Annotated in this window: 17 protein-coding genes; 7 read left to right on the top strand and 10 right to left on the bottom strand. The window is 73.2% G+C overall.

Annotated elements, in window-relative coordinates:
- The first annotated feature begins 118 nt into the window (after window positions 1-118).
- Window positions 119-1,144, top strand: coding sequence for a ketol-acid reductoisomerase (gene ilvC / locus Acit_RS02505; protein WP_248105400.1), 1,026 nt, complete (start codon window positions 119-121; stop codon window positions 1,142-1,144).
- A gap of 14 nt (window positions 1,145-1,158) precedes the next feature.
- Here the strand turns inward: ilvC and Acit_RS02510 are convergent, their stop codons facing one another.
- Entirely contained in the window at window positions 1,159-2,535 is a 1,377-nt protein-coding gene (locus Acit_RS02510) for an alkaline phosphatase family protein (RefSeq protein ID WP_248105401.1), read from the bottom strand.
- 289 nt (window positions 2,536-2,824) lie between these two features.
- Between Acit_RS02510 and Acit_RS02515 the strand changes: the two genes are divergently transcribed.
- Window positions 2,825-4,315: an APC family permease gene (locus tag Acit_RS02515; RefSeq protein WP_248105402.1), complete on the top strand. Its 1,491-nt coding sequence runs from the start codon at window positions 2,825-2,827 to the stop codon at window positions 4,313-4,315.
- Here the strand turns inward: Acit_RS02515 and serC are convergent.
- Window positions 4,288-5,421, bottom strand: coding sequence for a phosphoserine transaminase (gene serC / locus Acit_RS02520; RefSeq protein WP_376746001.1), 1,134 nt, complete (start codon window positions 5,419-5,421; stop codon window positions 4,288-4,290). The two genes, Acit_RS02515 and serC, sit on opposite strands and share 28 nt — an antisense overlap.
- 64 nt (window positions 5,422-5,485) lie before the next feature.
- On the opposite strand from serC, the gene Acit_RS02525 reads away from it, so the two are divergent.
- Window positions 5,486-6,733 (top strand): pyridoxal phosphate-dependent aminotransferase, encoded by a 1,248-nt coding sequence (locus tag Acit_RS02525; protein ID WP_248105404.1) that lies wholly within the window; start codon window positions 5,486-5,488, stop codon window positions 6,731-6,733.
- A 701-nt stretch (window positions 6,734-7,434) separates the two neighbouring features.
- Here Acit_RS02525 and Acit_RS02530 read toward each other — a convergent pair.
- The gene (locus tag Acit_RS02530; RefSeq protein ID WP_248105405.1) at window positions 7,435-9,273 is read right to left on the bottom strand and encodes a glycosyl hydrolase family 18 protein; all 1,839 of its coding nucleotides are present in this window, start codon (window positions 9,271-9,273) and stop codon (window positions 7,435-7,437) included.
- A 156-nt stretch (window positions 9,274-9,429) separates the two neighbouring features.
- Here Acit_RS02530 and Acit_RS02535 point away from each other — a divergent pair, with 156 nt between their 5' ends.
- Window positions 9,430-10,497: a hypothetical protein gene (locus Acit_RS02535; RefSeq protein ID WP_248105406.1), complete on the top strand. Its 1,068-nt coding sequence runs from the start codon at window positions 9,430-9,432 to the stop codon at window positions 10,495-10,497.
- Between the two features lie 123 nt (window positions 10,498-10,620).
- On the opposite strand, the gene Acit_RS02540 is transcribed toward Acit_RS02535, so the two are convergent.
- The 7 genes from Acit_RS02540 to Acit_RS02570 form a co-directional block, all read right to left on the bottom strand.
- Window positions 10,621-11,910 carry a hypothetical protein gene (locus Acit_RS02540; protein ID WP_248105407.1) on the bottom strand — a complete coding sequence of 430 codons (1,290 nt, stop codon included), beginning with the start codon at window positions 11,908-11,910 and terminating at the stop codon, window positions 10,621-10,623.
- Window positions 11,911-12,146: 236 nt separating this feature from the next.
- Window positions 12,147-13,586 carry an NAD(P)(+) transhydrogenase (Re/Si-specific) subunit beta gene (locus Acit_RS02545; RefSeq protein WP_248105408.1) on the bottom strand — a complete coding sequence of 480 codons (1,440 nt, stop codon included), beginning with the start codon at window positions 13,584-13,586 and terminating at the stop codon, window positions 12,147-12,149.
- Window positions 13,583-13,936 (bottom strand): NAD(P) transhydrogenase subunit alpha part 2, encoded by a 354-nt coding sequence (locus Acit_RS02550; RefSeq protein WP_248105409.1) that lies wholly within the window; start codon window positions 13,934-13,936, stop codon window positions 13,583-13,585. The genes Acit_RS02545 and Acit_RS02550 overlap by 4 nt, the downstream gene beginning before the upstream one ends.
- Window positions 13,933-15,147 (bottom strand): Re/Si-specific NAD(P)(+) transhydrogenase subunit alpha, encoded by a 1,215-nt coding sequence (locus Acit_RS02555; RefSeq protein WP_248105410.1) that lies wholly within the window; start codon window positions 15,145-15,147, stop codon window positions 13,933-13,935. Before Acit_RS02555 ends, Acit_RS02550 begins: the two co-directional genes overlap by 4 nt.
- 71 nt (window positions 15,148-15,218) lie before the next feature.
- A complete protein-coding gene (locus Acit_RS02560; RefSeq protein WP_248105411.1) occupies window positions 15,219-16,064 on the bottom strand; it encodes an EAL domain-containing protein in 846 nt (281 codons plus the stop codon).
- A 127-nt stretch (window positions 16,065-16,191) separates the two neighbouring features.
- On the bottom strand, window positions 16,192-16,485 hold the full coding sequence (gene pspAA / locus Acit_RS02565; protein ID WP_248105412.1) for a PspA-associated protein PspAA: 294 nt from the start codon (window positions 16,483-16,485) through the stop codon (window positions 16,192-16,194).
- Window positions 16,482-17,333, bottom strand: coding sequence for a PspA/IM30 family protein (locus Acit_RS02570; RefSeq protein ID WP_282436058.1), 852 nt, complete (start codon window positions 17,331-17,333; stop codon window positions 16,482-16,484). The genes pspAA and Acit_RS02570 overlap by 4 nt, the downstream gene beginning before the upstream one ends.
- A 153-nt stretch (window positions 17,334-17,486) precedes the next feature.
- Here Acit_RS02570 and Acit_RS02575 point away from each other — a divergent pair, with 153 nt between their 5' ends.
- The 3 genes from Acit_RS02575 (at window position 17,487) to Acit_RS02585 (ending at window position 19,545) form a co-directional block, all read left to right on the top strand.
- Entirely contained in the window at window positions 17,487-18,239 is a 753-nt protein-coding gene (locus tag Acit_RS02575; protein WP_248105414.1) for an HAD family hydrolase, read from the top strand.
- Between the two features lie 11 nt (window positions 18,240-18,250).
- A complete protein-coding gene (locus Acit_RS02580) occupies window positions 18,251-18,652 on the top strand; it encodes a YjbQ family protein (RefSeq protein WP_248105415.1) in 402 nt (133 codons plus the stop codon).
- Between the two features lie 95 nt (window positions 18,653-18,747).
- Window positions 18,748-19,545 carry a DUF169 domain-containing protein gene (locus Acit_RS02585; RefSeq protein ID WP_248105416.1) on the top strand — a complete coding sequence of 266 codons (798 nt, stop codon included), beginning with the start codon at window positions 18,748-18,750 and terminating at the stop codon, window positions 19,543-19,545.
- Window positions 19,546-19,859: the final 314 nt, after the last annotated feature.

Below are 19,859 nucleotides of genomic sequence, written 5' to 3' on the forward strand. Positions count from 1 at the left end.
CCGCCCGAGGGCGGAGGGCGTAGTGGACAGGTCACGGCGCGACGCGTCAGCATCCCAGGAGACCTCGAAGGCAGCAGACCACGCCGGCAGGCGCCGGCCCGAGCGACAGGCAGGAGCGATGGCGAAGCTCTACTACGAGAAGGACGCGGACCCGGCCCTGATCCAGGGACGCAAGGTGGCGGTGCTGGGCTACGGGTCCCAGGGGCACGCCCACGCCCTGAACCTGGCCGAGTCCGGCGTGGACGTCCGGGTCGGTCTCCGGGCCGGTTCCCCCTCGGCAGCGAAGGCCGAGGAGGCCGGGTTGCGGGTCCTGCCGACCGCCGAGGCCTGTGCCGAGGCCGACCTGGTCATGATGCTGCTGCCCGACCCCCGCCAGAAGGAGGTCTTCGAGGCCGACGTCGCACCGCACCTCCGAGAGGGCGACGCCCTGTTCTTCGCCCACGGTTTCAACGTGCGCTTCGGCCAGATCACCCCGCCGGCGGGGGTCGACGTGGCCATGGTGGCCCCCAAGGGGCCCGGGCACCTGGTGCGGCGGACCTACGTCGAGGGCGGTGGGGTGCCGGCCCTGGTGGCCGTGGCCCAGGACGCCACCGGCAAGGCCCATGCCCTGGCCCTCTCCTACGCCCACGGCATCGGGGCCACCCGCGCTGGGGTGCTTGAGACGACCTTCGCGGAGGAGACCGAGACGGATCTCTTCGGGGAGCAAGTGGTCCTCTGCGGCGGGCTGACTGCCTTGGTGCAGGCCGGCTACGAGACCCTAGTGGACGCCGGCTACCAGCCCGAGTCGGCCTACTTCGAGTGCCTGCACGAGCTGAAGCTCATCGTTGACCTGATGTACGAGCAGGGCATCTCGGGGATGCGCTACTCGATCTCCGACACCGCCGAGTACGGGGACCTGACCCGGGGCCCCCGGGTGATCGACGACCACGTCCGGGGAACCATGCGGGAGATCCTCGAGGAGATCCGCTCCGGCCGCTTCGCCGAGGAGTGGATCGCCGAGAACGAGGCGGGAAGGCCCCGGTTCGAGGCCCTGCGCCGAGCCGGGCGGGAACACCCGATCGAGCGGATCGGCAGCGAACTGCGGGCCATGATGCCCTTCATCAGCGCCGGCCGACAGCGCCTGGAGGACGTCTCGGGGGGCTGAGGCCCCCCGAGCGATTAGCGGCGCACGACGGCGCTCGGCAGGGGAATCGTGCCGGGACCGGTCGCGTCACAGGCCTCGAGCGGGGTCGTGGCCGGGGGAGTGGGGAGGTCCGGTGGGGTGAGGAACGGCGGCGTGCGGGCTCCCAGCTCGAGGAAGTCGCTCAGGTCGTTGGCGTTGGCGTCCCGGTAGGTCAAGGCGGGGAGGTTCCACTTCCGCTCGATGAACGCCAGGACCGACGTGTGGTCGTAGACCTGGTGGGAGACGTGGTGGGGCTTGGCGTAGGGGGAGACGACCACCGCAGGGACCCGGAACCCGTAGCGGCCGAAGGTGCCGGGCTGGTCGGGGGGAACGGTGATCGCCGGGGGGACGTCGTCGGGGACCGGAGCGGCGGGCGGGGGGACGTGGTCGTAGTACCCGCCGTGCTCGTCGTAGGTCCACAGCAGCAGCGTGTGGGGCCAGGCCGGGCTCTCGAAGAGCGCGTGGACCACCTGAGCGAGGAGCTGGTCCCCGGGGTAGACGTCCTGGGGGTTCTCCTCTGAGGTGCTCGAGAAGTTCGGGTCCACGACGGCGAACGCCGGCAGCGAGCCCGTGGCGGCGTCGGTGAAGAACTGGTCGATGGGCACGACGTTGGCCTTGATGGCCGGGTCGTTCATCTGCGGGAGGAACACGTCGGCCGTGGGCAGGCTCGGCGGCGTGTAGTAGTTCCGCCACGGGATCCCGACCTTGGTGAGGAGCTGGAAGATGGTGCCCCGGGCGGGCATGGTGTCGAGCTGGGCCACCACGTCGTTGACCATGCCGACCGAGGTGGCGGCCAGCAGGTAGCGCCGGTTCGGGAAGGTCTGGCCGAGCAACGAGCAGAAGTAGCGGTCGCCGAGGGGGAAGACCCTGGCGAGCCGGTAGCTGAAGGGCAGGTCCTGCTCGGTGAAGTAGCCCATGGCGACCGGCCCGCTCGGGCTGTTGACGAAACCCTGGTTCGTCCCGTGGTCGTACTGCAGGTGGCTGGCGTTCCAGGTCTGGGACGGCTGGTGGGGCAGCTGGCACGGGGTCGGCATGGGGAAGGACCGGACGAGCTCCCCGCCCGGCCCGGGGTTCGTGTTGGTGGGCAGGCCGTCGGGCCCGATGGTCAGCCCGTCGCCTCGGCCCAGGACCCCGAAGACGTTGTCGAAGGAGTGGTTCTCCTGCATGAAGACCAGTACGTGACGGATCTCGGGGATCGAGTCGTACCCGACCGGCCGCTTCGGGTACGGCCGGGTGCCGGGGGCCCGGCGGGGCCGGGCGGCGGGGAGGCCCACCGAGGTGCCGCTGGACCCGGACCCGCAGGCCGCCAGACCCAGGGCCGCGGCCCCCCCGACCACTCCTGCCAGGAACTCCCGACGGTTTAGACGACGCACGGCCCCTCCTTCCGTGGCCTGCGTGGAGCCTAGGCCATCGGGGCCAAGCCCAGCGAGGAGGAACGGCGGGTGTCGCCGAGTGTTGTGCTGCCGCACCCTGGTTGCACGACCTCTTCCTGTCGGCTACTGTTACGCTCCGTAATGCGAGGAGGTCGCAGCAGGTCGCCCCACGGTGGTTGACCGGCCGGGTGCGGCCGGTCCCTCGCGGCGCAGTGCCACGGAAGCCGGGTCCTTGGCTCGACTGGCCCATGGGGCCACGGATGTGACGAGGACGACGGAGGAGATGAAGGTGACCGAGGCGGCGATCGGCGAGGGCGCCCCGAGGAACGACCCGGTGAACGACGCCGAGGGTGGTCGGCACCGGCTCTCGCAGGTGCTGCACCTCACGGACCTCTTCCCCCTCTCGGTGTCGAGCATCGGGCCGGTCTTCTCGGTGGCCGCCACCGGCGGGGTCATGGCGGCCGACGCCGGCTGGTGGACGCTGCCGGCCATCGCCGCCCTGGCGCTGCCCTTCGTCATCGCCGGCTTCGTCTTCCGGCTGCTGAACAAGCACTTCCCCCACGCCGGCGCCTCCTACCACTGGTCGGCCCGGGTCATGGGGGGACGGGTCTCCCGCTACCAGGCCTGGATCCTCATCCTGGCCTACTTCACCTCGATCCCTCCGATCGCCATCCCGGCGGCCAGCTACACCTTGGCCCTGATCGCCCCGCACTACCACGCCCCCGAGGTCGTCCAGATGGCCTTGGTCCTGTTCTGGATCTGCTTCGCCGCCATCCCCCTCCTGCTCGGTGCCCGGCCGACCGCCCAGATCACGAAGGCGTTCTTCGTGCTCGAGATGGTCTCGCTCGTGGCCTTCGGGGTCCTCGGCCTGGTGAAGCTCCACCAGGTGGGGGTGCCGGTGCACTTCGGGCCGGCCCCCATCGGGGGGATGCTGGTGGTGGCCGTGGTGGCGGCCACGGTGCTCGACGGCTGGGAGATCGACTCCTACGCCGCCGAGGAGTCGACCCGTCCCCGGAAGGACCCGGGGCTGAGCGGCCTGGTCGGAGCCTTCCTCGCCCTGGGTTTCTACGCCGTCCTCTACCCGCTCATGTTCGCCGAGACCCCCATGCGCCTCCTGGCGAGCCCGAACGACAGCGACCCCCTGGCCCTCTGGGCGCACCGGATCCTGCCCGGTGAGCACTGGGCCATCCTGATCCCCATCCTGGGCTCCACCGCCGGGGGTCTGTGGCTGACCACCTACATCCTCACCCGTGCCCTCTACGCCATGGGCCGGGAGAACCTCATCCCGAAGTCGTTCGGGAGGACGAACCGCCACCGAGCCCCGCAGCTGGCCACCCTGGTGGTCCTCGGGGCCACCTTGGTGGTGGTCGCCCTGGAGACCTTCGTGAGCTCCCTGGGCTCGTTCTTCAACCTGGTCCTCTCGGCGGCCGGGTTCTTCCTCCTGGCCGAGTTCTTCCTCGACTGCCTGACGGCCGTCGTGTTCCTCACCGTCGGCCACCGCCGCCTGCCGGACGTGGCCCTCCAGCCCCACCGGCACCGCTGGCTCCTGGCCGGGGCGCTGTTCTCCTGCCTCATGATGGGTGCGTTGCTCGTGACGTTCTTCTTCGAGGGGCCGAAGGCCATCGGCGGGGGGATCGACCAGACGCTGGCAGTCATGATCGTCCTCGGGGTGGGCTTCGCCTGGCTGACCGGCCGGCGCCGGAGCCGCACGGTGGTCTTCGAGGGGCGCGACGTCGAGGAGGAGCCCGAGGCTCAGGCGCTCAGCGCCCCGACGACGTAGTTGATGGCGGCGCAGAGGGCGGCGATGTCCTCGGGGTCCACGGCCGGGAACATGGCGATCCGGAGCTGGTTGCGGCCGAGCTTGCGGTAGGGCTCGGTGTCGACGATGCCGTTGGCCCGCAGGACGGCCGCCAGGGTGCGGGCGTCGACGGCGTCCACGAAGTCGACGGTGCCCACCACCGGGCTGCGGTCTGCCGGCCGTTCGACGAAGGGGCGGGCGAAGTCCGAGGCCTCGGCCCAGCTGTAGAGGATCTCGGCGGAGCGCTTGCAGCGGTTGACGGCCCAGGGCAGGCCGCCGTTCGCCAGCAGCCAGTCCAGCTGGTCGGCCAGGAGGACCAAGGTGGCCAGGGCCGGGGTGTTGAGGGTCTGGTCCTGGCGGGACTGCTCGACCGCCAGCTGGAGGTCCAAGAAGGCCGGGGCGTGGCGACCGCCCGCGTGGAGGCGCTCGACGCGTTCGAGGGCCGCCGGGGAGCACAGCGCCAGCCAGAGGCCCCCGTCGGCGGCGAAGCACTTCTGGGGGGAGAAGAAGTAGACGTCGAACTCTCTGGGGTCGACGGCCAGGCCGCCGGCCGCCGAGGTGGCGTCCACTACCACCAGGGGCCCGCCGGCCTCGGCGGGGGGACCGGGGGGCCGCCGGATCGGCATGGCCACCCCCGTCGAGGTCTCGTTGTGGGTGAAGGCGTAGACGTCGACGTCCTCGGTCGGCACCACCTCGGGTCGGCTGCCGGGGGGAGCCTCGAGGACCATAGGCTCCTCCAGCCAGGGGGCCTGGCGGGCACACGCTGCGAACTTCGCCGAGAACTCCCCAAAGACCAGGTGCTGGCTGCGGCGCTCCACCAGCCGGTAGGTGGCGGCGTCCCACAGGCAGCTGGCCCCGCCGTTGCCGAGGACCACCTCGTAGCCCTCGGGCAGGCCGAAGAGCTCGGCCATGCCCTCTTTGATGTGGCGGACCAGGTTGCGCACCGGGGCTTGCCGATGACTCGTGCCGAGGAAGGTCCGGCCGAGCTCCTGGAGGCGAGCGACCTGTTCCGGACGAACCTTCGAGGGGCCCGAACCGAAGCGCCCGTCGGCGGGCCGCAGGTGCTCGGGGATGACGATGGCCGGGATCGGCGACGGGTCGGTCCTCGGGGCGCGGGCGTGGCCGGGGTTCACCTGTGCAAGCATGGCAGGCATGGCTGGCTCTGCGGAACACGGCTCGTCCTCGGAGGCCACGGTGGTCGCCCGCCGGGTCTCGGCCCGGCTGGCTTCCCTCGCCCCCTCCGCGACCTTGGCGGTGGACGCCAAGGCCAAGGCCCTCAAGGCTGCGGGCGAGGACGTCATCGGATTCGGGGCCGGCGAGCCGGACTTCCCGACCCCCCCGGCTGTGGTGGCTGCGGCCCAGGCGGCGTGCGCCGACCCGGCCAACCACCGCTACACGCCGGTCGCCGGTCTCCCCGAGCTGCGCGAGGCCATCGCCGCCGTGACCGCCCGGGACTCGGGCCTGGAGGTCTCCGCGAGCCAGGTGCTGGTGACCAACGGCGGCAAGCACGCCATCTTCAACGCGTTCGCTGCGCTGCTCGACGAGGGCGACGAGGTCTTGATCCCCGCGCCCTACTGGACCACCTACCCGGAGGCCGCCGCCTTGAACGGCGGGGTGCCGGTGCCGGTGCCCACTTCAGCGGCCGACGGCTTCCACGTGACCGTCGAGGCCCTCGAGCAGGCGCGGACGCCCCGGACGAAGGTGCTCGTCCACGTCTCGCCGTCGAACCCCACCGGCGCGGTGCTCGGGCGGGAGGAGACCGCCGCGATCGGTGCCTGGGCGGCCGAGCACGGCATCTGGGTGCTCTGCGACGAGATCTACCAGCACCTGGTCTACGGCCCCCACCGCTTCTGGTCGCTGCCGGCAGTCGCCCCCGAGATCGCCGACCGGGCGGTGGTGGTGAACGGGGTGGCCAAGACCTACGCCATGACCGGCTGGCGGGTCGGCTGGCTCATCGGGCCCCCCGACGTGGTGAGCGCAGCCACGAACCTCCAGTCCCAGGCCACCTCGAACGTCGCCAACGTCGCCCAACAGGCCGCCCTGGCCGCCTTGACCGGTGGCCTGGAGCCGGTGGCCGCCATGCGGGCCGTCTTCGACCGGCGCCGCCAGACCATCCACCGGATGCTGAACGAGTGTCCAGGAGTCACCTGCCAGGAACCCGAGGGGGCCTTCTACGCCTTCCCGTCGGTCGAGGGGGTGCTGGGCCGCCAGCTGGCCGGCCGCCGGATCGACTCCTCGGCGACCCTTGCCGAGGTGGCCATCGAGGAGGCGAAGGTTGCCGTGGTTCCCGGCGAGGCCTTCGGCGCCCCTGGCTACCTGCGCCTCTCCTACGCCCTGGCCGACGAGGACCTCCAAGAAGGCGTCAGCCGCCTCCAGAAGCTGCTTGCCAGCGCCGGCTGAGCGACCACCCGGCCACCCCCTGCGGGCGCGCAGGGTGAGACGGCAGGCACCCCTTGCTACGCTGGAGGGCGGCGGCCGGAGCCGCCACGGGGCACCAGCTGCGCACGCCGTAGCGAGGGTGGCGACCGCAAGGCGGGCTGTCCCTCTTCGATCGGTCGAACCGTGCCGACGGAAGGGGCTGGCATGCCGGACGCCGAGGCGTCCGAAGGGAGTCGAGGGCAGGTCGGAGCCGGGCTTGACGCCCTGGTCGAGCAGATCGTCGCGGCCCCGACCGAACTGAGCGAGCGGCTCGCCGCCGTGACCCTGGAGGTGTTCGAGGCCTTCGCCCCGGCGGTCGCCGAGAGGCTGGCCGCTCGGCTCGCCCAGGCGCGGGCCGAGCTGACCTCCGGCGTGCCGGGCCAGGGGCCCCGTGGGGCGTCGAGCACCGCGGCGGGCCACGCAGGCGGGCCAGTCCCCGGGGCCGAAGCGGTCGAGCCGGTCCCAGAGCCGGCAACCCCGACTGGGGGGCAGCGCCCGTCGGAGGCGAGCAGACCCCCCGACCCGGCCCTCGCCGGGGAACAGGTCCTGCTCGGCGCGGCCGCCGCGGTGGTGGCCACCGGCCAGCCCGTGGTGCTCGGATACGCCGAGGTCCTCGAAGGCTCGGCGTCCCGGGGCCTGGCGTCGACCGAGCCCCTGAGCGGTGAGGTGGCGGTCCGGCTGCTTCAGCGGCTGGTCCTCAGCCGTCTGGGCCCCGGGGACCGAAGCGTGCTGCTCGGTAGCCGGGGGTGCGGCCTGGTCCTGGTGGGGACCAGCCTGGCCGACGCCGAGGCTCGCTTTGCCGATCTCCCGGCTTCCCTGGCCGGGCTGCCCGGGGAACTCAGCCTGGGTCTCGCCGCGCCCTTGCCCGACGAGAGCCTCCTCGCCACCTTCCACCGGGCGCGCCGGCTGGCCCTCACGGGCTCGCACCGCCGCTGAGGAGCCCGGCCCCCGACCCGACCAGGGCGCCGCCGCTCAGCGAGGATGGGCCGCCCCCGCTGCTCCCCTCGCTGGTGCCCGAGCCGCTGGAGCCGACGGAGGGGATCGAGGAGCCGCTCGGCCCGCCGGTGCTCTGACCGGCGGTCGAGGCGCGCCCGGGCTCGCTCGAGGCCGGTGGCGCAGAGCTCGACCCCGTCGACGACCCCCCGGACGACCCCGTCGACGACGAGGCCGAGGAGCCGGCCGTGGCGGTCGACGAGGACGGCCCGGGGCTTGCGGGGGTCGGGGGTGCGGCCGGTGGGCCCGGGGCCCGAGGAGCGATGGGGACGAGGGGCGGCTCGGGTGTCCCGAGGCGGGGACCCGGCGGGGGGCATGCCGAGGGCCCACAGGGCCACTCCCCGGACCCCCGCCGTCAGGGCGGCGCGGGCCTTCGCGGCGAGGGAGGCCTGGTCGTCGAACCAGATCTGGTCGACGGCGTTGCCCGCGCCGATCACCGCCCAGGGGGTCTGGGTCGTGGGGTCCCAGTAGACCTGCTGGCGGGGGACCGCCAGGTCGGTCAGGTAGGTCGGGGGGCCGCTCGCGGCGGCCCCGGCCTCGGGGCCCGTGGTGGGCCAGGCCACGGCGAAGAGGGGCAGCCCCACGATGACCTGGCTGGCGGGGATCGCTGCGAGGTACTGGGCGAGGACCGCCTGGTCGGTCTCGCCGGGTCCGTCGAGGGGGGCAGTCGGTCCGGGGTAGCGGGGGTCCTGCATGTCGTAGGCCATGACCACGAGGGCGTCGGCGACCCGAGCCAACGCTGGCACGTCGAAGAACCCGCCCGGGTCGGTGGCCGAGGAGCCGTAGGTGTCCACGGTGACCTGCCAGGCGGGGTCGACGTGGTGCACGGCCGAGGCCACCGTGGCCACGAGCTGGACCAGCCCGGCCCGGTCGGCCGAGCCGGTCCCCTCGAGGTCGAGGTTGACCCCGTCGAGCCCGGCTGCCGCCACGAGGTGGACGGTGGTCGCCGCCAGGGTCGCCTGGGCCGCAGGGTCGGTGGTCAGCTGGTCGAGGGCGGTCTGCGAAAAGCAGGAGAGGGTGAGGACCACTCGACCGCCGGCCCGATGGACCTCGGAGACCACCTGGGCCAGGGCCGCGCTCCGATAGGCCGTCCAGCCCGGTCCGCTCTCCACCGCCTGGCCGGCCCCGTCGACGCCGACGCTGAAGTAGGCCACGGTGGTCAGCCCTTGGAGATCGGCCGTCGGCAGGCTCGGGAGGGTCCAGTAGGGGAGGAAGCCGAAGGTCTCACGGGGCGCCAAGGGGGGTTGGTGGCGGAGGGCGGCCGCGAGGGGCACCGGGGGCCGGGTGGCAGGCGGGAGCGACAGGGCGGCCGCGCTCCCCGCGGCCACCTCCTCGGCGAGCAGCCCAGCGGCGGGGAGGCTCGGGGGCCGAGGCCGAACCGGGGTCAGGCCAGCCAGACCGAGGGCACCGGCCCCGGCGACCGCCAGGACGAGCAGGACGAGCAGCGCGCTGACCAGCCCGGGGGCCGGCGGCAGGGTCATCCGCTCCGGGTGGTCCGGGGCGTCGCGGCGAGGCATACGGAACGGCATGGGCTCGCCTCAGGGGATCGGCACGACCGCCCCTCCCCTGAATCCCCCCCGCCGCTGATACCACGATACGTATCGATAAAACCACTTCACGTACCGATAGAGTGGGGGAGCGGGCGCGGTGCGCCCCAGGTCGACGAACGGGGGAAGCGCAGGCCGATGGTGGTCGTCGAAGTCTTCCGGCTGCTGGTGGTGGTGCTCGGGGCCCTCGGGGGCCAGCGGGCCGGCGCTGCCGTCAGCCGGGGTGGCACGGCTTCGGTGGTCGGGCTGGTGGTGGGGGCCGGCGTCGCGTACGTGCTCGGGGGGGTCCTCGGTCGGTTCCTCGATCGCGGCGCCGGCACCGTGGCGAGGCGCCTCCGGGCCGTCCCGGCGACCGAGATCCTGGCAGCCGCCGTGGTGGGGACCGGCGGCGCCCTGGCCGGCCTGGTCCTCGGCCTGCCGCTGATCGCTCTGGTGCGCTCCTCGCTCGACGGGCCGGTGGTCGGCCTGCTGGCCTGGTCCGGTGGCGTGCTCGGGGCCCGCCTCGGGGCGGCAAAGGGCCGGGACGTGGCCCGAGCGGCGGGCATCGCCGAGCTGCTGGACCCCCGAGCCGACCAGCGTTCCAGCGCGGCGGTGGTCCTCGACACCTCGGCCCTCCTCGGTCCTCAGGTGGCGGTCCTCCGCCACGCCGGGCTGCTCCAAGGTGGGCTGTGCCTGCCTCGGGCGGTGGTCGACGAGGTGGGCCTCCTGGCCGACGCACCCGAGGCCACGACTCGCCGCCGGGCCCGGCGGGCGCTCGAGCTGCTGGCCGACGCCAAGGCCGAGGGGGTGGCCGTCGTGGTCGAGGGGGAGACCGACGCGGCCGGGGCCGAGGGCCCCGAGGCGGCAGCCGTGGCCCTGGCCCGCCGGCGGGGGATTCGCCTGCTCAGCTGCTCGGGCAGCGCCCTGCGGCGGGCTCGGCAGGCGGGGGTCGAGGCCGTCGACCTGCGGGAGCTTGCCGACGCCCTGGCCCCCGAGCACCTGCCGGGCGAGGCTCTCGAGGTCGACCTGGTGCGGCCCGGGCAGCGGCCCGGCCAGGCGGTCGGCTACCTGGAGGACGGGACCATGGTGGTGGTGAACGGCGCCGAGGCCCACCTCGGGGAGCAGCGGGTGGCGGTCGTGGTCTCGGGGAGCCGCAGGACCAGCCAGGGCCGGTTGGTCTTCGCCGAATTGGCCGACCTGGGCCGGCCAGCGCCCATCGTCGGCTGAGCGCCCGTCGGGCTCGGCAGCGCACGCCGCCCGGGCGCGCCGGTGCCCGGTCCCCCGAGAAGAGAGACCGGGCACCGGCGACGACACCTGCGGCACGCAGGATCGAGGACGGTCGTGTTCAGCTCACAGACCGGGGATGCTCCCGAGCGGGTTGCCCGAGCCCGCAGCACCGGCCAGGCTCCCGAGCGCGCCCTCGAGCTCGCTGGGTCCGCCGCTCAGCGCACTCTTCAGGGCGGAGAGCCCGTTCGTGAGCGTCGAGGGGCCGATCGGCAGGCTGCTGGCGCTCGGCGCGCTCGGCAGCTGGTAGGACACCGAGCCGCCGCTCGTGCCGAGGCTGACCGAGAGGTGGCCGCCGAACCCGCTCACCGAGAGGCCCCCAGAGCCCGAGGAACCCCCCGGCAACGACACCGGCAGGCCAGGGATGGAGAAGCTCCCCGAGGTCGGCAGGCTCGGCAGGCTGGGCGTGCCGCTGTTGCCGCTGCCAGGCAGGCCCGGGAGGCTCGGCAGGCTCGTGCCGCTCGGCAGGTTCGGCAGGGCGTAGCAGAACTCACCGCCGCTGGTCCCCACGCTCAGCGTGAAGCTGCCGGTCTCCTGGTTCACCCCGCCGCCGACCGAGATCGTCCCGCTTCCCGAGCCGAAGGGCAGGGACGCCGGCGCCTTGAAGGTGTAGCAGGTCTGGCCCTGGCTGTTGGTGGTTGGGGTGGGTGGGCTCGGCAGGTGCGACTGCACCTCGTTCGCCAGCGTCTCCAGGGCGCTCTGGAGCTTCGCCGCCCCTTGCTGGAAGGCCTGCTCCAGCGCGGCGGCCGGGTTGGTTCCCGAGCTGCTCGGCGCGGCCGGCGGCGTGATGCAGAGGGTCAGGCCCTGGCTCGAGCTGAGCTCGACCACCAGGCTCACGCCCTGCCCGTTGGCCGAGCCGACGGCGGTGTCGGTCAGCCCGAAGCTCCCGAGCCCCGAGAGCGGCCCGGGCAGGCTCGGCGGGGCCGGCAAGGGCAGACACTGCATGCCTGAGGGCAGCTGCCCGCTCTTCAGGTCGTTCACCAGGGTCTCGAGCTGCTGCTGGCCGTTGGCGAGGTTGCTCTGGAGCTCCTGCTGGCTCTGGGCCAGGGCGCTCTGGAGGGCCTGGGCGCCGCTGCCGAGCGACGACGGGCTCGGCAGGCTCCCGAGCCCGGGCAGGCCGGGGAAGCTCGGCAGGCCGGTCGGCAGGAGGTTGGCGAGCGGCCCGGGCAGGCTGGGCAGGCTGGGCAGGCTCGCTGAGGCCAGGCTGAGGGTTCCTTGGGCGCTGGCCTGGGCAGCCGCGCTGAAGGCGGTCAGGCCGAGGCCGGTGGCCAGGCCGGCGCCGCTCAGGCCCAGGGCCGCTGCCCCGGCAAGCCGAGCGGGCCGCAGGCCCCGGCGTCTCCGTGACTTCGATGCCATGTGCTGTCCTCCGTGGATCGCTCCGGGCCGCCCCGCAGGTGGTCGGCCCTGTTGGTCGATGCGGAGGGTTGGGGGGCATCCCCTGCCGGTCGAGGACCAGCACCGACGCTCCCGTCCCCCCTCGTGGCGCCAGGACACGTCCGAGCCACCCATGGGAGTGGTTTCGCACGCGCCACGGCACTCAAGGGAACTGCCAGGGGGTCGCAAACTTGCGGTTGGGGGATCGTTCGGGCGGCTCAGGCCGCCTCGACCGCCTGGACCAGCTTCGTGAGGGTCTCCTTGGCGTCCCCGAAGAGGAGGGTGGTCTTGGGGTCGTAGAGCAGCTCGTTGTCGATGCCGGCGAAGCCCGGCCGCATGGAACGCTTCAAGAAGACCACGGCGCCGGCCTGGTCGGCGTTGATGATGGGCATGCCGTAGATGGGGCTGCCGGGAGTGGACTTGGCTGCCGGGTTCACGGTGTCGTTGGCCCCGACGACCAGGGCCACGTCGGTGGTGGGCAGCTCGGGGTTCGCCAGGTCCATCTCCTTGAGCTGCTCGTAGGGGACGTTGGCCTCGGCCAGCAGGACGTTCATGTGCCCGGGCATCCGGCCGGCCACGGGGTGGATGGCGTAGAAGACCTCGACGCCCCGCGCCGCGAGGGCATCGGCCAGCTCTCGGGCCACGTGCTGGGCCTGGGCCACGGCCAGGCCGTAGCCCGGGATGATGGCGACCTTGCGGGCGTAGGCCAGAAGGACGCCGACGTCCTCGGGTGTGCCCGCCTTCACCGGTCGGGCGTCGGCGCCGGTGGCCGCCCCGGCGGTGACCACCGAGCCGAAGGCCGAGAAGAGGATGTTCGGCAAGGAGCGACCCATGGCTTTGCTCATGAGCCTGGTGAGGAGGATGCCCGAGGCCCCGACCAGGGTGCCGGCCACGATGAGCAGGTTGGAGTCCAAGGTGAAACCCGAAGCAGCCACGGCGAGGCCGGTGAAGGAGTTGAGGAGCGAGATGAGCACCGGCACGTCTGCCCCGCCGATGGGGAGGGTGAAGATGACCCCGAGGACGAGGCCGAGGACGAGGACCACCACGAGCAGGGGGGTGGAGCCGGTGACCAAGGTGGCCAGGACCAGGCTCAGGATGGTCAGGCCGACCAGGGCGTTGACCGGCTGCTGCCCCTTGTAGGTGATGGGTCGGCCGGTCACGAGCTCCTGGAGCTTGGCGAAGGACACCGCCGAGCCGGTGAGGGACACGCAGCCCACCACGACCCCGAAGACCACCTCGAAGATCTTGTAGACGGCCACGGTGCCGTGGGGGAACTTCAGGAACTCGGTGATGGAAACCAGGGCGGCCGCCCCGCCACCAACCCCGTTGAAGACGGCCACCATCTGGGGCATGGCGGTCATCTTCACCAGCCGAGCCGCCGGCACGGCGATGGCCGCGCCGAGGGCCATGGCGATCAGCATGAGGGCCAGGTTGAGGGCGTGGTCCACCCCCGGGGCTGGGGTCCGGAAAGCCGGGTCGGTGAAGGTCATGGCGATACCGACCAGCGCGGCCGCGGCCCCGATGAGGTTCCCTCGGCGGGCCCCCCGGGGCGAGGAGAGGCCCTTCAGGGCCAGGACGAAGCCCGCGATGACCAGCAGGTAGACCAGGTCGCGGCCGTCGGCCAAGGTGAAGTCCACGGCGGCGGGCAAGCGGTTCACGCCGCCTCCTTGCCGTCGCCGTCCCGCCGGTCGGCTGCCTCCTGGCGTCGCTCGGGCCCGTGTCCCTTCGACTTGAACATCTCCAGCATCCGGTCGGTCACCACGAAGCCGCCGACGACGTTCAAGGTGGCCAAGAGGACGGCGAAGAAGCCGAGGACCAGCTCGGCGGTGCCGTGGGCGTTCGCCAGGACCAGCATGGTCCCGACGAGGATGATCCCGTGGACGGCGTTGGAGCCGGACATGAGGGGGGTGTGCAGGATGCTCGGCACCTTGGAGATGACCTCGTTGCCGACGAAGGCGGCGAGGACGAAGATCGTGAGCAGTTCGACGATCCCGGGGCTGCTGGTCATGAGGTGGCCTCCTTGGTCGGGCTCGATGGCTCGGTGGGGGGGGCCGTGCCGGCGGAGTCGGTGACCGGATCGGCCAAGGGGGCCAGGGGTGGGAGCCCGAGGGCTTCCCGGGTGGGGCCGTGGAGGACCTCGCCCTGGCGGACCACGCAGGTGCTGTTCACGATCTCGTCGTCGAAGTCCGGTGCCAGCTGCCCGTCGCGGACAAGGAGGGCGAGGAAGTTGGCGACGTTGCGGGCGTAGAGGAAGCTGGCGTGGGTGGGCATGCCCGAAGGGGGATTGCTCAGGCCCCGGACGACGACCTCGCCGACCTCGACGTCCTGGCCGGCCTGGGTGACCTCGCAGTTGCCCCCCGAGTCGGCAGCCAGGTCCACCACGACCGAGCCGGGCGCCATCTGCTCGACCATCGACCGGGTGACGAGGACCGGGGCCCGCCGGCCGGGCACGGCGGCCGTGGTGAGGACCACGTCGGCGGCGGCCACCTCCTTGGCGAGGAGCTCCCGTTGGCGGGTCAGGAACTCCTCGGACTGGGCCCGGGCATAGCCCCCCGCGCCCTCTTGGGTCTCGAGGGGCAGCTCGACGAAGGTGGCACCTAGCGACTGGACCTCTTCCTTCGCAGCGGCCCGGACGTCGTAGGCCCGGACCTGGGCGCCGAGACGGCGGGCGGTGGCGATGGCCTGGAGGCCGGCCACCCCGGCCCCGATCACCAGCACCTTCGCCGGGGGGACGGTGCCTGCCGCGGTCATGAGGAGGGGGAAGAACTTCGGGAGGAGCTCGGCAGCGGCCAGGGCGGCCCGGTAGCCGGCCACGGTGGCCTGGGAGGAGAGCGCGTCCATGGCCTGGGCCCGGCTGATCCGGGGGAGGAGGTCCAGGCTGAAGACCGTGGCCCGTCGGTCGGCGAGGGCCTGCACGACCTCGGGCTGGGCCAGGGGGGCGAGGAAGCTCACGAGGGTGAGGCCCTCGGGCCAGCTGGCCAGCTCCTCGGGCGTGGGCGGTTGGACCTTCGCCACCACCTCGGCCCCCTCCAGGAGGGCCGCGAGGTCGCCGACGACGCTGGCGCCCCGCTCCTGGTAGGCGTCGTCGCCGAAGTGGGCGGCCCGCCCGGCCCCGGCCTGGACGGCCACTTCCACTCCCGGCAGTCGGCCGACGACCTCCGGCACCATGGCCACCCGGCGCTCGCCCGGGCGGGTCTCGGTCGGGACGGCGAGCTTCATGGCCGCCAATCAGACCACGTCCGCTCCCCCCCGTACCACCGATCTTGCGAAGAGCGTGCTCGATTCCACTCTCAGTGGTCGAAGGGGAGCGGGCCGAAGCCCGAGGCGGGGCCCCGCTCGGCGCCGGAGGGAGCCAGGGCGTCGCCCTCGGCCAAGGGGAGGACGGCTCGGGGCTCGACCCGGGCCAAGGCGAGGGCGGCGTCGGCCGGCATGGGCCGGGCGAAGTAGTAGCCCTGGGCCACGTCCGCGCCGAACTCCAGGAGGATCTCGACCTGCCGGGCGGTCTCGACGCCCTCGGCCACGGTGCTCATGGCCAGGGAGTGGCCCACGTGGACGATGGCGTCGACGATGGCCCGATTCACGCCCTCGTCGCTCTCGAGGTGCCGGACGAATGCGGCGTCGATCTTGACGGTGTCGACGGCGAAGCGTCGAAGCACCTCCAGGCTGGTCCACATGGTGCCGACGTCGTCGACGGCCAGGTGGATGCCCCGCTCGACCAGCGCCCGAAGGTCCGCAGCCGCGCTGTCGTCGGCGATGGCTCGTTCGGTCACCTCGACCGTGAGCCGATCGGCCAGCAGCCCGGTGGCGGCCAGGGCCCGGTCGACCGACCGGGACGCCTCGCCCCGGCGGAGCTGGACGATGGAGCAGTTGACGGCCAGCTGTATGCCCGAGGGCCAGCGCTGGGCCTCTTCGCACGCCGCCTCGAGGACCCAGGCGTTGAGGTCCAGGATCGCCCCGTGGGCCTCGGCCCACGGGATGAGCTCCCCGGGGTCGATCCGGCCGCGCTCGGGGTGCTGCCAGCGGACCAGGGCCTCGAAGCCCAGCAGCAAGCCGCTGGCCAGGTCGACCGCCGGTTGGAACTCCAAGAAGGGGTGACCTGGGAGTCCCTCGAGCTCGAGCTCCGGGGTGCTCGCCACCTCCGACCTCCTTCGTCCTGATCCCGCCGGGCGCGTCCTACGCCCGGGCACCACCGGTCCAGCCAGGGGAGCTGGGACGAGCTTGAGGGTCCGACGGGTCGGTCGGCTGGTCAGCGTCCGAGTCGGGTCAGGGCTCCGTGGCGAGGCCGCTCGCGGTCGCCCCCTCGGCGAGGAGCGCTCGGAGCTCCGCCACGGTCGAGCCCTCGTGGGGGAGGACCAGGTCCGAGGGTCGGAGATCGTCGGCGGGGAGGGCCCGACCCTGGGCCCGGACCCGCTCGAGCAAGGCGCCGAGGACCACGTCCAGGCGGGTTTGGTCGCCCGCTTCGATGGCCGCTTCGAGCTGGCCGTCGAGCTCCCCGAGGGCCCGATCCTCCTCGTCGGGCACCTCGTAGGGGCCCTCGCCGAGGATCCGGACGATCACGCCGGCCCCGCTCCGTCGGTGGCCGACGCCGGCTCGGCGCTGTCCCCCGGGGTGGCGGCCGTCCCGGCCTGGTCGGTGGCGGCCTGGTCGTTCGGGGCCTGGCCGGCGGCGTCCTGGGCGGGGCCGAGGGAGCCAGCCGGCTGCCCAGCCGCCAACTCGGCCTTCATGGCCGCCAGCTCGGTGTCCACCTGGTTGGCGGTGGCCGTGGCGTTCAGCTCCCGGGTGATGTCGTCGTCGGCGGTGCCGGTCAGGTCGGGGAGGGCCCCGGTGTCCAGCAGCTCGTCGATGGCCCCGGCCCGGGCCTGCATCTCGGCGATCTTGTCCTGGGCCCGCTGGAGGGTCATGCCGGCGTCGGTCATGGACTCGGAGATGCCCGAGACCGCCTCTCCGATGCTGGCTTGTGCCTTGGAGGCGGTGTAGGTGGCCTTCAAGGTCTCCTTGCGGGTGCGGAAGGCGTCCACCTGGGCCTGGAGCTTCTGGGCGGTGAGCTCGAGCTGCTGCTGTTGCTGCTCCACCTGCTGGTGCTGCTGGCCGAGGCTCTGGAGCTGCTCGGCGATGGTGCCCCGGCGGGTCAGGGCCTCCCTGGCCAGGTCCTCCCGGTTCTGGGCCAGGGCCTGGCGGGCCTGCTGCTGCAGCTTGTCCGCTTGCTGCTGGAGCTGCTGGGCCTGGAGCTCCAGCCGTTTGCGGGCGGTGGCCACGTCCGCAAGGGCCCGTCGGACCTTCTGCAGGTTCTGGAGCTGCTGCTCGTAGGACATGTCGAGCATGTCCACCGGGTTCTCGACCTTGTCCAGAGCCTTGTTCGCCTTGGACTGGACGATCGCTGAGATCCGCTTGATCACCCCGGGCATCGTCGACCTCGCTTCGGCACTCGCCTCCAGAGCCCCTCTGCGGCACCCGTCGGGCGACGGGCACGGGACTCCTCCTGCCATCGAAGCACGATCAGCGCCCCAGGTCGAGCCACCCCCCGATCGCGGCGTAGCCGGGACCGCTAGCGTCGAGCCGTGGCCGTCGGCGACCGTTGGGGACCTGCGCAGGGATCCGGGGGGCTGCCCTGGTCGGCGGTGGTCTTCGACCTCGATGGGCTGCTCGTGGACTCCGAACCGCTCTGGCACCGGGCCGAGCGGGCGGTCTTCGCCCGCCACGGCATCGCCCTGAGCGTGGCCCAGTGCCGATCGACGAAGGGCCGGTTCGTCGGGGAGGTCACCGCCCACTGGGTGCGGGTCTTCGGGCGGGACGACCTGGACCCAGGCGAGCTGGCCGAGGAGGTCGTCGAGGCCGTGGCGGCGCTGCTGGCGACCGAGGCGACCCAGAAGCCCGGGGTGGAGGCGGCCCTCCGGGCCTGCGAGGCCCGTGGGTGGCCCCGGGCCGTGGCCTCGTCCTCGCCCCGCCGGCTCATCGAGGTGGCCCTGGGCGCTCAGGGGCTGAGCGACCGCTTCGCGCTCTGGTGCTCGGCAGAGGAGGTTGGGGCGGGCAAGCCCGACCCTGCGGTCTACCTGCGTGCGGCCGAGGCGCTCGGGGTGCCCCCGGGGCGATGCCTGGCGATCGAGGACTCCCCGACCGGGGTCGCCGCCGCGAAGGCGGCGGGCATGACCTGCCTGGCCGTGCCCGAGGAGCGCCTCGGCGGGGAGGCGGTGCCGGTGGTGTGGCCGGTCGCGCCCGATGCGGTGCTGGACTCGCTCGGGTCCTTGGCGGACTGGCTGGTGGACCAGGAGGCAAGGCGTCGGGCCGCCCTGGTCGCTCGGGCCGGGGAGTGAGGGGCAGGACCGTGGAGAGCGAGCTCCTCTCGCTTCGGACCGGGAACCGGCTGGTGAGCGACGTCACCGATGCCGTGACCCGGTTCTGCCGCGATCGGGGCGACGGACTCTGCCACCTCTTCGTCCCCCACGCCACCGCCGGCGTCGCCCTCATGGAGACCGGCTCGGGCTCCGAGGAGGACCTGGCCGACGCGCTGGCCCGCTGGCTGCCTCGCAGCGCCCCGTACCGGCATCGCCATGGGAGCCCGGGCCACGGGGCCGACCACCTGCTCCCGGTCCTTGTCTCCCCGTCCCTGGTCCTCCCGGTCATCGCCGGCCGGCCGGCCCTGGGCACCTGGCAACGGGTGGTCCTGGTCGATCCCAACGGTGACAACCCTGAGCGGCAGCTGCGGCTGTCGTTCCTGCCCGGCTGAGCGCGTCCAGCGCCGACCGATCCGGCTGGCCCCCGGCCGCCCTGGTCGGTCCGCCCGGCTGGCCAGGCGGGTCGGGCGGGGAGCACCATACGGCGATGGCACCCGACATGGCCGCCGCAGACCAGGATCATCGGGCCCTGGCGGCTCGCCTGACCAGCGCCCTGCACCTGGCGGTGCCCCCGGTCGGCATCGCCTTCCGGGCGACGGCCGTGGCGGATCTCCCGGCCTTCGACCACCCCCTGGTGCCGCCCGGGCCCGACGGTCGTCGGGGGCGGGTGCCGGCCAGCTGCGTGTTCTGGGTCGAGGGCCTCCGGGGAAGCTTCCAGACCGCCCCCGAGGACCACGGCAACTGCTCGGTGGGTCTCTTGACCCACGGCCTGGCGGACCTCGAGGACCTCGCCGACCGGGAGGACGTGGCCGCCCTGGTGGCCGAGGGATGGGTGGGGCCCGAGGCAGTGGCCTCCCTGCCCCGGGTGCGGCCGGCTCCGGGGGCCATCGTCTATGGCCCGGGAACGAGCTTGCCGGTCCCCCCCGACGTGCTCCTGCTGCGGGTCCAGGCCCGGCAGCTCATGGTGCTGCGCGACGCCTTGCCGGCGTTGCGCATCGAGGGGAAGCCCCAGTGCCACATCGTCGCCCTCGCCCAGCAGGGGGTGCCAGCGGCCAGCGTGGGCTGCGCCCTGAGCCGAGCCCGGACCGGCATGCGGCCCGAGGAGATGACCTGCGCGCTCCCCGGTGCCCAGTTGGCGGCGACCGTCGAGGCGGTGGAGCGGACCGTCGAAAGCGACACCGCCGTGGCGGTCTACGCCGCAAAGGACGCCCGCCGGTTCCAGCGGCACCGCACGGTTCCGGAGGGCGACCCACCTGCGGATCCCGGGGAGACCGGTCGGCGCTGAACGGTCCCCCACCGACCCCGGTGCCGGTCACGGTCGCCGGCGAAAGCGGCTGCGCTCGTCGTCCCGCTGCAAACCGAAGCGATCGATCGGGGAGGGATAGCTGAACGCCGAGGCGAGTGGTGCACGAGGATCGCTTCATCACCGCCGCCGTTGGCCGGGATCGACTACGCTTCTGCGACCCGGCGAAATGGCGATGGTGACGCCGGCTGCGAATCGACCGTCATGGGACCTGGTCCCTCGACGCAACAAGCACGGAGGCGGAACGATGCGGTGCGGCAGCTGGCCGGGTGGATCGAGAACCCGGGCAAGAACCT

Origin of the sequence: Aciditerrimonas ferrireducens (assembly GCF_023130475.1) — a bacterium.
Classification (GTDB): Bacteria; Actinomycetota; Acidimicrobiia; order Acidimicrobiales; family UBA8190; genus Aciditerrimonas; species Aciditerrimonas ferrireducens.